Source organism: Actinomycetota bacterium (genome assembly GCA_035765775.1).
Taxonomy (GTDB): domain Bacteria; phylum Actinomycetota; class CADDZG01; order JAHWKV01; family JAOPZY01; genus DASTWV01.
The window spans coordinates 16289-29096 of record DASTWV010000061.1; the positions used below are offsets into that span (position 1 = coordinate 16289).

At 71.6% G+C, this 12808-nt stretch carries 14 protein-coding genes; 13 read left to right on the forward strand and 1 reads right to left on the reverse strand.

Annotated features, from left to right (window positions below; translation table 11 throughout):
- The first annotated feature begins 53 nt into the window (after positions 1-53).
- The 11 genes from ribD to VFW71_16585 all read left to right on the forward strand — a co-directional run bounded on the left by ribD (position 54) and on the right by VFW71_16585 (position 8646).
- Positions 54-1202 carry a bifunctional diaminohydroxyphosphoribosylaminopyrimidine deaminase/5-amino-6-(5-phosphoribosylamino)uracil reductase RibD gene (gene ribD / locus VFW71_16535; GenBank protein ID HEU5004367.1) on the forward strand — a complete coding sequence of 383 codons (1149 nt, stop codon included), beginning with the start codon at positions 54-56 and terminating at the stop codon, positions 1200-1202.
- 31 nt (positions 1203-1233) lie between these two features.
- Complete coding sequence (locus tag VFW71_16540) at positions 1234-1833, forward strand: riboflavin synthase (protein HEU5004368.1); 600 nt, start codon at positions 1234-1236, stop codon at positions 1831-1833.
- Entirely contained in the window at positions 1830-3035 is a 1206-nt protein-coding gene (locus VFW71_16545) for a bifunctional 3,4-dihydroxy-2-butanone-4-phosphate synthase/GTP cyclohydrolase II (GenBank protein ID HEU5004369.1), read from the forward strand. The genes VFW71_16540 and VFW71_16545 overlap by 4 nt, the downstream gene beginning before the upstream one ends.
- Complete coding sequence (gene ribH, locus VFW71_16550; protein HEU5004370.1) at positions 3032-3508, forward strand: 6,7-dimethyl-8-ribityllumazine synthase; 477 nt, start codon at positions 3032-3034, stop codon at positions 3506-3508. Before VFW71_16545 ends, ribH begins: the two co-directional genes overlap by 4 nt.
- 57 nt (positions 3509-3565) lie before the next feature.
- Entirely contained in the window at positions 3566-4273 is a 708-nt protein-coding gene (locus VFW71_16555) for a hypothetical protein (protein ID HEU5004371.1), read from the forward strand.
- 11 nt (positions 4274-4284) lie between these two features.
- Positions 4285-5163, forward strand: coding sequence for an ATP phosphoribosyltransferase (gene hisG / locus VFW71_16560; GenBank protein HEU5004372.1), 879 nt, complete (start codon positions 4285-4287; stop codon positions 5161-5163).
- A 149-nt stretch (positions 5164-5312) separates the two neighbouring features.
- Positions 5313-5996 (forward strand): translation initiation factor IF-3, encoded by a 684-nt coding sequence (gene infC / locus VFW71_16565; GenBank protein ID HEU5004373.1) that lies wholly within the window; start codon positions 5313-5315, stop codon positions 5994-5996.
- 2 nt (positions 5997-5998) lie between these two features.
- Positions 5999-6193 carry a 50S ribosomal protein L35 gene (gene rpmI, locus VFW71_16570; protein ID HEU5004374.1) on the forward strand — a complete coding sequence of 65 codons (195 nt, stop codon included), beginning with the start codon at positions 5999-6001 and terminating at the stop codon, positions 6191-6193.
- Positions 6194-6310: 117 nt separating this feature from the next.
- On the forward strand, positions 6311-6721 hold the full coding sequence (gene rplT, locus VFW71_16575) for a 50S ribosomal protein L20 (protein ID HEU5004375.1): 411 nt from the start codon (positions 6311-6313) through the stop codon (positions 6719-6721).
- 48 nt (positions 6722-6769) lie between these two features.
- Positions 6770-7579 carry an RNA methyltransferase gene (locus VFW71_16580; protein ID HEU5004376.1) on the forward strand — a complete coding sequence of 270 codons (810 nt, stop codon included), beginning with the start codon at positions 6770-6772 and terminating at the stop codon, positions 7577-7579.
- The gene (locus tag VFW71_16585) at positions 7576-8646 is read left to right on the forward strand and encodes an ATP-binding protein (GenBank protein ID HEU5004377.1); all 1071 of its coding nucleotides are present in this window, start codon (positions 7576-7578) and stop codon (positions 8644-8646) included. Before VFW71_16580 ends, VFW71_16585 begins: the two co-directional genes overlap by 4 nt.
- Positions 8647-8655: 9 nt before the next feature.
- Here the strand turns inward: VFW71_16585 and VFW71_16590 are convergent, their stop codons facing one another.
- Entirely contained in the window at positions 8656-9081 is a 426-nt protein-coding gene (locus VFW71_16590) for a plastocyanin/azurin family copper-binding protein (protein ID HEU5004378.1), read from the reverse strand.
- Positions 9082-9139: 58 nt separating this feature from the next.
- On the opposite strand from VFW71_16590, the gene pheS reads away from it, so the two are divergent.
- Both pheS and pheT read left to right on the forward strand, forming a co-directional pair.
- On the forward strand, positions 9140-10183 hold the full coding sequence (gene pheS, locus VFW71_16595) for a phenylalanine--tRNA ligase subunit alpha (GenBank protein HEU5004379.1): 1044 nt from the start codon (positions 9140-9142) through the stop codon (positions 10181-10183).
- Positions 10183-12588: a phenylalanine--tRNA ligase subunit beta gene (pheT, locus tag VFW71_16600; GenBank protein HEU5004380.1), complete on the forward strand. Its 2406-nt coding sequence runs from the start codon at positions 10183-10185 to the stop codon at positions 12586-12588. Before pheS ends, pheT begins: the two co-directional genes overlap by 1 nt.
- Positions 12589-12808: the final 220 nt, after the last annotated feature.

Below are 12808 nucleotides of genomic sequence, written 5' to 3' on the forward strand. Positions count from 1 at the left end.
GGTCACGGCCCGCCGCCGGATGCGCGTGGAGCCCGGTGCGCGAACATTGCCCCGTGGGCACCCCCTCCGACCGCTACATGCATCGTGCGCTGCTCCTCGCCAAGCGGGGGGCGGGGCAGACGAGCCCGAACCCGGCGGTCGGGGCGGTCGTGGTGGTGGGCGACGAGATCGTCGGGTCGGGCTGGCACCGCCGGGCGGGCACCGATCACGCCGAGGTCCTCGCCCTCCGGGAGGCGGGGGCGGCGGCGGCGGGGGCGACCCTCTACGTGACCCTGGAGCCCTGCTCGCACCATGGGCGGACGCCGCCGTGCGTCGATGCCGTCCTCGGGGCGGGCATCCGCCGGGTGGTGGCCGCCATGGAAGACCCCGACCCCCGGGTGGCCGGCACCGGCATCCGTGCCCTGCGGGACGCCGGGGTTGCGGTGGAGGTCGGCTGCGGCGGGACCGAGGCGGCAGCGCTCAACGAGGCCTACGGCCTGCACCGCCGCGAGGGCCGGCCGTTTGTCACCTACAAGGCCGCGCTATCGGTCGACGGGCGCACCTCCGCCGCCGATGGGACGTCCCAGTGGATCACGGGGCCCGAGGCCCGCCGGGACGTCCAGCGGGTACGGGCGCGCAGCGATGCGATCTGCGTCGGGGTCGGCACCGTGCTGGCCGACGACCCCTCGCTCACCGTCCGGGACGCGCGCCCGGCGCGCACCGCGCGGCCCCCGTTGCGGGTGGTGGTCGACTCCCGGGGGCGCACCCCGCTTAGCGCTCAGGTGCTTGACGCCTCGGCGCCGACGCTCATTGCCGTCACCCAGGCGGCGCCTGCCCCGGCGGTCGCCGCCCTGCAGGCGGTGGGGGCGGAGGTGGTCTGCCTGGCCGACCAGGCCCACGGGGACCGGGTGCCGCTCCCGGCGCTGCTGGCCTACCTCGGACGCCGGGAGATCGTCAGCCTCCTCCTCGAGGGCGGCGCCACCCTGGCCGGGTCGTTCGTGGCCGGGGGCCTGGTGGACCGCTACCTGTTCTACCTGGCGCCGGTCCTCCTCGGCGCAGGATGCCCGGACCAGGGTTCGGCCGGGCACGGGGCCGGCGGGCCCGTCGCCGCCGGGCGAGGGGTCCTCGAGGGCTGGACCGCCGGGACGATCGGCGCCGCGCCTCGCCTAAAGGTGCGCCAGGTGCGTAGAGTCGGCCCCGACCTGCGGGTCGAGCTGCGCTGATCCGCCCCTGCGCGCAAGGACACGAGCACCGATGTTCACTGGAATTGTCGAGGAGGTCGGCCGAGTCCTCGCCGCGCGCACGGACCGCCTGGACATCGGCTGCACGCTGGACGAGCTGTACCTGGGCGACTCGGTGGCGGTCAACGGCGTGTGCCTGACCGTCGCCGCGGCCACGGACCAGGGCTTCGCCGCCGCCCTGTCCGAGGAGACCCTCGCCCGCACGACGCTGGGGGTGCTCACCGCCGGCTCCCCGGTCAACCTGGAGCGCCCGGTGCACGCCGGCGGCCGGTTGGGGGGCCACGTGGTGCAGGGGCACGTGGACGGGGTGGCGGTGGTGCGCCGGGTCGAGCCCCAGCCCGGGTCTGTGGAGGTGTGGGTGGAGGCCCCCGAGGAGCTGCGCCGGTACCTGGTGGAGAAGGGATCGGTCGCCCTCGACGGGGTGAGCCTCACGGTCGCCCGGCGCTCGGGGGCGGAGTTCTGCGTCGCGCTGATCCCGCATACGCTGGCGGCCACCACCTTCGGGGCGACCAAGCCGGGCGACCGGGTCAACCTCGAGGTGGACATCCTGGCAAAGTATGTGGAGTCCCTGTTGCAAGCCACCAGGCATACCGGAGAAGGAGACAACCCATGAGCTTCGCCACGGTCGAGGAGGGCCTCGCCGAACTGGCCGCCGGCCGGATGGTGATCGTCGTCGACGACGAGGAGCGGGAGAACGAGGGCGACTTCATCATCGCCGCCGAGAAGGTCACCCCCGAGGCGGTGAACTTCATCGCCCGGGAGGCCGGCATCCAGCTGTGCGTCGGCCTCACGAAGGCCCGCTTCGAGGAGCTGTCCATCCAGATGATGGTGGCGGACAACAACGCCCCCAACCAGACCGCATTCGGGGTCTCGGTGGACAGCAAGGCCGGCGGGAGCGGCTCCAGCGCCTTCGACCGGGCCGCCACCATCCGGGCGCTCGCCGACCCGGGCACGAAAGCCTCCGACCTGGTGCGCCCCGGCCACGTGTTCCCGCTGCGGGCGGTGGACGGCGGCGTGCTGCGCCGGGCGGGACACACCGAGGCGTCGGTGGACCTGGCCCGCCTCGCCGGCCTGCAGCCTGCCGGGGTCATGGCCGAGATCGTGCACCCGGACGGCACCATGGCGCGGCTGCCCTACCTCCAGGAGCTCGCCCTGCGCCACGGCATGAAGCTGGTCACCATCAAGGACCTCATCGCCTACCGCCACCAGCGCGAGAAGCTGGTGGAGCAGGTGGCCGAGGCCTTGTTGCCCACCGAGTTCGGCGAGTTCACCTGCCACGTCTACCGCAGCCTGGCCGACGGCCAGGAGTACGTCGCCTTCGTGAAGGGCGAGGTGGCCGGCAAGCCTGACGTGCTGGTCAGGGTGCACTCGCAGTGCCTGACCGGCGACGTGTTCCGCTCGGCCCGGTGCGACTGCGGCCAGCAGTTCGAGCAGGCGATGCAGCGCATCGAGGAGGCCGGCCAGGGCGTGCTGCTCTACATCATGGGCCACGAGGGCCGGGGGATCGGCCTGCAGCACAAGATCCGCGCCTACCGCCTGCAGGAGCAGGGCCGCGACACCGTCGAGGCCAACCGGGAGCTGGGCTTCAAGGCCGACCTGCGGGACTACGGCATCGGGGCGCAGGTGCTGGCGGACCTCGGCGTCACCTCGATGCGGCTGATGACCAACAACCCCGCCAAGTACACCGGCCTGGAGGGCTACGGCCTGTCGATCAGCGAGCGGGTCGCCCTGCAGACCCAGCCGACCGCGGAGAACATCGCCTACCTGCGCACCAAGCGGGACCGCCTCGGGCACCTGCTGGAGGGCCTGGAGTGAGGGTGCTGCGCGGGACCCACGACGGGGCGGGGCTGCGGGTGGGGGTGGTGGTGAGCCGGTTCAACGAAGCAGTGACCGAAGCGCTGAAGTCCGGGGCGCTGGCGGCCCTGGCCGAGGCCGGGGTGGCCGACGACGACGTGACCGTGGTCTCGGTGCCCGGGGCCTTCGAGCTCCCGGGGGTCGCCCGGGCGCTGGCCTCCTCCGGCCGGGTGGACGGCATCGTGTGCCTCGGGGCGGTGGTGCGGGGTGACACGGAGCACTTCACCTTCGTCGCCGCCGCTGCCCAGGAGGGGATCCTGCGGGCGCAGCTGGACACCGGGGTGCCGGTGACCTTTGGCGTGCTGACCACCGAGACCATGGCCCAGGCCACCGAGCGGGCGGGGGGCCAGGGCGGGAACAAGGGCTACGAGGCGGCACTCGACGCCGTGGAGATGGCGACACTGCACCGCAAGCTCACTCCTGCCGATACCTAACGGGTGAGAACTGAAAACAGCCTGGGCACAGCCGGAGCAGCAAGTAGGAGGATGGGCGTGAGCGACGCGCTGCGGGACGTCATGCTCGGCTGGCTGCTGAACTGGTGCAACTGCCCCGACAAGGGCCTGCACGGGGCGGAGCGTGCCCGGGTCGAGGAGGCCCGCCGGGCGGCCGGGGAAGGCGCCAGCGCCCTCTTCGGGGCCACCCGGCAGGACCTGGAGCGGGCGCTGGACGACGCCCTGGCCGAGTTCCCCGACCTCTGCCCCGACGTCCCCGAGGAGCGCCGCCTGCGCATGGCTGCCCGGCTGGCCCGGGTGCTGGAGGGCGACCGGCTGCGCCATCTGCTGGGCGGGCCGGTGTACACCGCGCCGCCGGCCCGCTCGCGGCGGACCCTGTGGACCGAGGACGTCGAGGCCGTCCCCGAGCAGGCCGATCTCGAGGAAGAAGATCTGGAGGAGGACGGGGAACTCGAGGCCGAGGCGATGCCGGCCGAGGACCTCGACGAGGTGGCCGCCGACGTGGGCTTCGATGCCCCGTCTGCGGAGCCGGCGGGCGATATCCGGCCCGCAGAGCCCGAGCAGCCCATCGAGCAGACGGAGCCGAGCGTGGCGCCGGCCGGCAATCTGCCGCCCCCGGGGCCGCCCCGGCACCTCGCCACCGACGACACGTCGTGGGGTCCACTGTGGGGCCCCGACCCCGAAGCGAGCCCCCAGGAGGAGTACAGCCCCGGCCCCCGGCCGGATGCGGCGCCCGATATCGGGTAGCATCGCCGGTCATGCTCAAGCTGGTCATCCCCAAGGGAAGTCTCGAGGCCCAGACCCTGGCCCTGTTCGAGGCCGCCGACATCCGCCTCGTGCGGGGCAGCGACCGCGACTATCACGGATCGGTGGACGACCCCCGCATCGACTCCTTCTCGCTCCTGCGCCCCCAGGAGATCCCGCGCTATGTCGAAGATGGCTTCTTCGACCTTGGCCTCACGGGGCTGGACTGGGTGCTGGAGACCGGGGCCAAGGTGGATACCGTCGCCGAACTGCCCTACTCCAAGGCCTATGTGGGGGGCCGGGTGCGCATCGTCGTGGCGGTCTCGGGCGCCTCCGGGATTGAGGAGCCGCACCAGATCAAGCCGGACTCCCGGATCTCGACCGAGTACATGGAGATCACCCGGAAGTATTTCGAGCGCCTGGGCATCCCAGTGAAGATCTTCCTGTCCTACGGCGCCACCGAGGCCAAGGTGCCCACCATCGTCGACGCGGTGGTAGAGGTCACCGACACCGGGAGCACGCTGCGCCGCCACGGCCTCCGCATCATCGACACGATCCTGGTGTCGCCCACCCTGCTCATCGCCAACCCGGCGGCGTACGCCGACCCCGCCAAGCGCCAGGCGATCGAGGAGCTCAAGATCCTGGTGCTGGGGGCGATCAACGCCCGGGGCAAGGTGCTCATGAAGCTCAACGTCCCTGAGGATCACCTGGACGCCGTCCTGGGGCACCTGCCCTCGATGCGGGCCCCCACGGTGGCCAAGCTGGCCGATCAGAGCTTCTACGCCGTTGAGACCGTGGTAGAAAAGAAGGCGGTCAACGTGCTGATCCCGCAGCTCAAGGCACTTGGTGCCACCGACATCCTCGAGCTGCCCATCAGCAAGATCGTCGAGTAGATTGTGTGCGGGCTGGACAGGTGCTACCTTCATGCCTGGGTCAAGCGCGCGCAACTGGGGAGGTCTATGGCGGAACCGATGTCCCGAACTGAAGATATTTCTCTTGGCGCTCCGCCGGCGGCGACGCTGCTTGGGGGGAGTGGTCGTCGATCGTAGCTGAGTACCGGATCAACGACCGCATCCGGTCGCCCCAAGTGCGTGTGGTTGGACACGACGGTCAACAGGTCGGGATCATGACCACCGTTACCGCTTTGGCGCGGGCACGTGAGTTGGACCTTGACCTGGTCGAGGTGGCGCCGCAGGCCGATCCTCCGGTGTGCCGGATCATGGATTTCGGCAAATGGAAGTACGAGCAGGATGTCCGGGCCAAGGAGTCGCGCAAGAAGCAGTCGCAGGTCATCGTCAAGGAGATGAAGTTCCGGCCCAAGATCTCCGACCACGACTTCGGCATCAAGAAGGGCCACGTCGAGCGGTTCCTGGAAGAGGGAGACAAGGTCAAGGTCACGATCATGTTCCGGGGACGGGAGATGGCCCACACCGAGTTGGGGACCAAGTTGCTGGATCGCCTCGCCAAGGAACTCTCGGAGATGGCCACGGTGGAAGCGGCCCCCAAGCAGGACGGCCGGAACATGACGATGGTCCTGGCGCCGGTGAAGCGCCCGAAGGTGGGCAAGGACGGCAAGGCCCACCCGCATGAGGCGGCGGACGGCCACCAGCTGGCGGCCCCGCCGGCCCCCTTGGGCCACGAACCCGGGGCCGGGGCGACGGACGGCGCCACCGACGAAGCGAGCGAAGGTGCCGGACAGGCAGTGGGCGAGGAAGAGACGGGATAGCGATGCCAAAGATGAAGACCCACCGGGGAGCGGCCAAGCGCCTCCGGCGCACGGGCACCGGCAAGCTCGTCCGGGCGCAGTCCGGCGTGCGGCACCTCTTGGAGCACAAGCCGGGCCACCTGAAGCGGCGCCTGCAGCGCAATGCCGAGGTGGCCAAGGCCGACCGGGGCCGGGCGCGTAAGCTTCTCGGCGACTAGAGAGACAGCGGCGCCGAAGGCAGAGCGCCTGAAGACAGCGGCGCCGAAGGCAGAGCGCCTGAAGACAGCGGCGCCGAAGGCAGAGCGCCTGAAGAGAAGGACGAGGAGCGAGTCGTCATGGCACGAGTCAAGCGTGGGGTCCACAAGCGCAAGCACCGGCGCAAGGTGCTGGAGGCTGCCTCCGGCTACCGCGGCGTGCGCAGCCGCCACTTCCGGGCGGCCAAGGAGCAGATGCTCCACTCGCTCACCTACGCATACCGGGACCGCAAGGACCGCAAGGGTCAGTTCCGCCGCCTCTGGATCGCCCGGATCAACGCCGGCGCCCGGGCGCACGGCATGTCCTACAGCCGCTTCATGGAGGGCCTGGGCCGGGCCGGCGTCGAGCTGGACCGCAAGGTGCTGGCCGACCTGGCGATGAACGAGCCCGAGGCCTTCGCCGACTTGGTGGAGGTCGCCCGGTCGCACGCCACCGGCGCCCCCGCTCCTGCTCCTGGCGAGCCCGCGGCCGCCGCGGTGCGCGCGGAGTAGGCGTTTCGCACCTCGCTGGCTGAGCGGCTGCTCCCCCTGCCCGGGGCCGTGATCTCCAGCGTCCACAATCCCCTCGTCCTGCGGGCGCGCAGGCTCCACAAGCGGTCGGGGCGCGCCCGGACGGCGGAGTTCCTCGTCGAGGGAGCCCACGGGATCGGGGAGGCGCTCGCCGCCGGGACCCCCCTCGCGGCGCTGTTCGTCCTGGCTGCTGGCGAGGGGGAGGGAGAGGGCGCGGAGGCGGGAGCGGGCCTCGGGGAAGCGGCTGCGGCCGCCGGGGTGCCCGTCCACAAGGTGTCCGCCGCCGTGATGGCGGCGCTCTCCGCCACCGAGCAGCCGCCCGGTGCAGTGGCGATCGCCCCATTCGTCGACGTTCCCGCCCCCACACTGCTGGAGGATGGCGGGGACCTGTTCGTGGTGCTCGACCAGGTCCGCGACCCGGGCAACCTCGGCACGGTGCTGCGGGCGGCGTGGGCGGCCGGCGCCGCCGGTGTGTTCCTGTCCGGCGCGACCGTCGATCTCTACAACGCCAAGGTGGTGCGGGCCTCGGCCGGAGCCCTGTTCCGGGTACCCGTCGCCCGGGAGGTTGCGATACCCTGGATTTTGGCCGAGTTGGGTGCCCGGAAAATCCGGCGGATCGCTGCCGATCCGGCGGGGCAGGTCCCCTACGAGGCCGTGCCGATGGTCGGCCCCTGTGCTCTGGTGTTCGGCAACGAGGCATGGGGCCTTCCGCCGGAGGTGCTGGCGGCGGTGGATGATCGGGCGTCGATCCCGATGCGGGCGGCGGCGGAGTCCCTGAATGTCGGCGTCTCGGCGGCAGTGTTCCTGTTCGAGGCCGGGCGGCAGAGGAGAGAGCAGTGAGCTCGCTGGAGGACGTCGTCGCCGGTCTGCGCGACGCGATCATCGTGCTGGACGCCCAGCGCCGGGTTGTGTCCTGGCTGGGCTCTGCCGAACGCCTGCTGGGATGGAGTGCGGCCGAGGCGGAGGGCCAGCTCATCGACGAGCTCCTCCTGCCCAAGGACGCCAACGGCAACCCGGCCTGCTTCGGCCCGTGCGAGCCCCGCTGCGTCCTGCCGATCTCCCGGGGGACCCCGGAGCAGGAGCTCCTGGTCGAGACCCGCTCCCACCGGGAGCTGTGGCTCGGCGTGTGCTGCAGCTTCGAGCGCGGCCCGGACAACCACGTCACCCAGATCGTGGCGAGCGCCCGGGATGTCACCCGCCGCAAGCGCATCGACCTGGCGAAGTCCGAGGTGATCTCAGCGGTGTCCCACGAGCTGCGCTCGCCGCTGACGTCGGTGAAGGGGTTCACCTCCACGCTGCTGCACCGCTGGGACCGCTTCGACGACGACACGAAGAAGCACCTCCTGGTCACCATCGAGAGCGACGCCGACCGGGTGACCCGTCTGATCGGCGAGCTGCTGGATGTCAGCCGCATCGAGGCCGGGCGCCTGCAGCTGCAGCGCTACCCCATCGACGTGACCGAGGTGGCCGAGAAGGTGGTCGGGCGCCTCACCCCCACCGCCGAGCACCACTCCCTGTCGTGCTCGTTCCCGTCGCCCTTCCCGCAGGTCTACGCCGACCCGGACAAGATCGAGCAGGTGCTGACGAACCTGGTGGAGAACGCCCTCAAGCACACCGACGCCGGCCATGTCGCCGTGGGGGGCGCCCTTGATGGCACCCGGGTGCGGGTGACGGTCGCCGACCAGGGTGAGGGCATCCCCAAGGAGCACCGCCTGGCGGTCTTCGGGAAGTTCTTCCGGCGGGCGGGGCGGGCGGGTGCGCCGTCGGGGACGGGGCTGGGGCTCTACATCTCCAAGGGCCTGGTGGAGGCCCATGGGGGCCGGATCTGGGTGGAGGCCCCCGAAGCGGGCGGATCGGTGTTCGCCTTCACGCTGCCGGTGGCCGAGCCCGAGGCGGCAGGCGAGTAGCGGGTCCGCTCAGGCCGGGAGGACGATGATCGTCCCCGTCATGCCCAGGGCCTTGTGGTACTTGCAGGAGTACGTGTACGTTCCGGGCTTCGTGAAGACGGGAGTGGTGAAGACCTGCCCCGGGGCCAGATTGGCGCTGTCCCAGCTCCCGGCGGCGTCGGCGGTGGCGGTGTGTGCGGTCTGGCCGCTGTTGACGAAGGACACGCTCTGGCCCGGGTTCACCTCGATGGTCTTGGGGCTGAAGGCGTAGTTGGAGGTTCCCTGGGTGTCGGTGGCGTTCACCGTCGGCCCGGTAGGCTTGACCACCGGTGACGGGGGCGGTGGCGAGGAGGAGTTCGTGGCCTTCGGGCTGCCCGAGCCACAGGCCCCCAGCCCGAGGGCGCAGGCGAGGAGCACCACCACCGCCATGCATGTCGTCCCGGTTCGCGTCCGCACGGCGTGATCGTAGCGGGAACCGGGCGTTGCGGGTGGGGCTGCTAGGGTTGGAGGCCTTATGAGCACCGCCGAGGCTGTTGCGCGTCTGGAGGAGATCCAGGCCGAGGGGCTGGCGGCCGTCGTCGGGGCCTCCGACGCCGCCGCCCTGCGGGATGCGGAGATCCGCTTCCTGGGCCGCAAGGGGCCGCTCGCCGCCGTGGTGGGGACGCTCGGCTCCCTGGGTCCCGATGAGCGCAGGACCGTGGGGCAGGTGGCCAACGAGGTCCGCACCGCGCTCACCGGCGCCATCGCGGAGCGCCGCAGCGTGCTGGACGCCGAGGACGCCGCCCGCCGCCGCGAGGCCGAGCGGCTCGACGTCACGCTCCCCGGGCGCATCCCGCCCCTGGGCCGCCGGCATCCCATCACCCAGGTGATCGACGAGATCGTGGACGTCTTCGTAGGGCTGGGGTTCCAGGTGGCCAACGGGCCCGAGGTGGAGAGCGACTTCTACGCCTTCGAGGCCCTGAACATGCCCCAGGACCACCCCGCCCGCTCGGCGTGGGACACCCTCTACCTGGAGCCGAACGATTTCGGCGTGCCGCTGCTGCGGCCGCACACCTCGCCGGTGTGGGTGCGCGTGATGGAATCCACACCGCCCCCGGCCTACTTCACCATGCCGGGGCGGGCCTTCCGGCGGGACGTGGCCGACCCCACCCACCTGGCCGGGTTCCACCAGATCGACGGGCTGGCGGTGGACAAGGGCATCACCTTCGCCGACCTGAAGGGCAGCGTCGAGGTCTTCGCCAAGGCGCTCTTCGGGGCCAAGCAGCGGGTGCGCATGATCCCGCACTACTTCCCGTTCACCGAGCCCTCGGCCGAGGTCCATGTCTCGTGCTTCAACTGCGACGGCAGCGGGTGCCGGGTGTGCGGCAACGAGGGCTGGATCGAGATCATGGGGGCCGGCATGGTCCACCCCAACGTCTTCAAGGCGGTGGGCTATGACCCCGACGTCACCGGGTTCGCCTTCGGGATGGGCATCGAGCGCATCGCCATGCTCCGCTGGTCAATCGGGGACATCCGCTGGCTCTACGAGGACGACCTGCGCTTCCTGGAGGCGTTCTAGTGCGCGTGCCGCTGTCGTGGCTGGGCGACTACGTCGACATCGACCGGGACGCCATCTCGCTGGCGGACGCCCTGACGTCGGCCGGGCTCAAGGTGGAGGCCATCCTGCGCCCGGACGCCGAGATCGAAGACGTGGTGGTGGCGGAGGTGATGACGATCCTGCCCCATCCCAACGCCGACAAGCTGAGCCTGGTCGAGGTCTCGGCCGGGGCGGCGACCTACCACGTGGTGTGCGGGGCGCACAACTTCGCGGTGGCCGACAAGGTGCCGCTCGCCCTGGTAGGGGCAAAGCTGCCCGGCGGCGTGGCCATCCGGGCGAGCACCATCCGGGGTGAGATCTCCGAGGGGATGCTGTGCTCGGGGCCGGAGCTCGGGCTGGGCGACGACAGCGACGGTCTCCTGATCCTGCCCCGGGAGACCGAGGTGGGCGTCGAGGTCACCAAGGTGCTGGGCCTGGACGAGATCATCCTCGAGATCGAGGTCACCACCAACCGCCCCGACGCCATGAGCCTGCTGGGCATCGCCCGGGAACTGGCGGCGATCACCGGGGGCGAGCTGCGCCTGCCGTCGATGCGCATGGCGCGGCCGCCCGAAGGTGCCCCACCGGTGGAGGACATGGCCCGGGTGGACGTGGAGGACGCCGCCGGCTGCCCGCGCTACCTCGCCCGGGTCGTGACCGGCGTGATCACGGGTCCGTCGCCCCAGTGGGTGCAGCGGCGCCTGTCCGCCGCCGGGGTGCGCCCGATCTCCAACGTGGTCGACGCCACCAACTACGCCCTGCTGGTCACCGGGCACCCCATGCACGCCTTCGACCTGGACCGGCTCATCGACCGGCGGATCGTCGTCCGGCGGGCGGCACCCGGGGAGCGCATCGTCACCATCGACGGCACCGACCGGGAGCTGAGCCCGGAGGACCTGGTGATCGCCGACGGAGCGGCGCCGGTGGCCCTGGCCGGGATCATGGGGGGCCGGGAGTCCGAGGTCTCCGAGCTCACCACCCGGATCCTCCTGGAGTCCGCTTATTTCGACCCGGCCTCGGTCCTGCGCACCTCGAAGCGCCACGGGCTGCGCTCCGAGGCCTCGGCCCGCTTCGAGCGCGGGGCGGACCCCAACGGAGTGGCCTACGCCGCCGAGCTGGCGTGCGCGCTCATCCAGGAGTGGGCCGGCGGCAACACCGCCCCCGGGGTCATCGACTTTTACCCGGCGCCGGTGGAGCCGTGGCCGGTGACGCTGCGCCCGGAGCGGGTCAACGCCGTCCTCGGCACCGCCCTGGCCCCGGAGCAGTCGGTGGACTCCCTGCGCCGCCTCGGCCTGAAGCCGGTCCTGGAAGACGGGCTCATCCGGGCGTCGGTCCCCACCCGCCGGCCGGACCTGCGGGCGGAGTGGGACCTAATCGAGGAGATCGCCCGCCTGGCAGGCCTGGACAGCATCCCCACCCACATCCCGTCGGGGGGCCGCGTGGGGCGGCTGGACCGGCCCTACCGCCTGGTGCGCCGGGTGCGGTCGGCCCTGAACGGGGCGGGGGTCACCGAGGCCTACACCAACTCGCTCATCGGCCCCGCCGACCTGGACCGCATCGGGTACCCGGCTGGCTCACCGGCCCGGGAGACGCTGGCGCTCACCAACGCCCTGGCGGTGGACGAGTCGCTGCTGCGCCCGTCGCTTCTGCCCGGCCTGCTGACCGCCGCCGCCCGCAACGTCGCCCATCGGATGCTGTGCGTGCGGCTGTTCGAGATCGGGACCACCTTCAAGCCCCGGGAGGGCATGCTGCTGCCGGCGGAGACCCAGCGCCTGGGGATGGTGATGACCGGTCCGGTGGCCCAGGAGTGGCACAGCCCGGAGCAGGATCTGGACTTCTGGGACCTGAAGGGCGTGGTCGAGGTCCTTATGCAGGCATTGCGCATCGACTGCTCCTTCACGCCGGTGGAGCGGGACCGGTTCTCCCCTGGGCGCACCGCTGCCCTGGCCGCCACCGGGGGTGTCTTCGGCGTGGTCGGTGAGCTGGAGGCGGGCATCGGGGAGCGCTACGGCTTCCCCTCCCGGGTCCTGGCGGCCGAGCTCGATCTCGGGCGCCTGCTGCCTCTGGCACGGGACGCCGCCGAGACGGCTCCCGAGCCTCCCCGCTTCCCGCCGGTGCTGCTGGACCTCGCCGTGGTGGTGCCCGAGGCAGTGGTGGCGGCCGAGGTGGTGGAGATCGCCCGGGGCTCGGGGGGACCGTTGCTGCGGGACGTGCGGGTGTTCGACGTGTACCGGGGGGACCAGGTGGGTGCGGGCAAGAAGTCGTTGGCGCTGTCGCTCACCTTCCTGCGCCCGGACCGGACCCTGACCCAGGACGAGGCCGTGGCGGGCCGGGATGCGATTGCGACGGCACTGAACCGGCGTCTGGGGGCCGAGGTCCGCCGGTAAGCCCTCAGGGTCGTCGGCTGGGGCGATGTGTCTGGTTAGCGCTCCCTGTGGGCAGTCTGTGAGTGTTTCACGTCGCTCCACAGGCCGTCGCAGAATCACGCGCCATGGAGCGGGCTTCACCCCTCGATGGGTCACATCCGGAGGCTCCTAGGCCGCCACAAGGACATCCCGCCGGAGGATGTTTCTGCGCCCGGTCCCGTGCAAGACGCGCCTGAGCGAG

Bases quoted from the DNA above. Each gene is read 5' to 3' on its own strand.
- rplT (HEU5004375.1), top strand. From the start codon at position 6,311: ATGGCACGAGTCAAGCGTGGGGTCCACAAGCGCAAGCACCGGCGCAAG.
- VFW71_16540 (HEU5004368.1), top strand. From the start codon at position 1,234: ATGTTCACTGGAATTGTCGAGGAGGTCGGCCGAGTCCTCGCCGCGCGC.
- pheS (HEU5004379.1), top strand. From the start codon at position 9,140: ATGAGCACCGCCGAGGCTGTTGCGCGTCTGGAGGAGATCCAGGCCGAG.
- VFW71_16545 (HEU5004369.1), top strand. From the start codon at position 1,830: ATGAGCTTCGCCACGGTCGAGGAGGGCCTCGCCGAACTGGCCGCCGGC.
- hisG (HEU5004372.1), top strand. From the start codon at position 4,285: ATGCTCAAGCTGGTCATCCCCAAGGGAAGTCTCGAGGCCCAGACCCTG.
- rpmI (HEU5004374.1), top strand. From the start codon at position 5,999: ATGCCAAAGATGAAGACCCACCGGGGAGCGGCCAAGCGCCTCCGGCGC.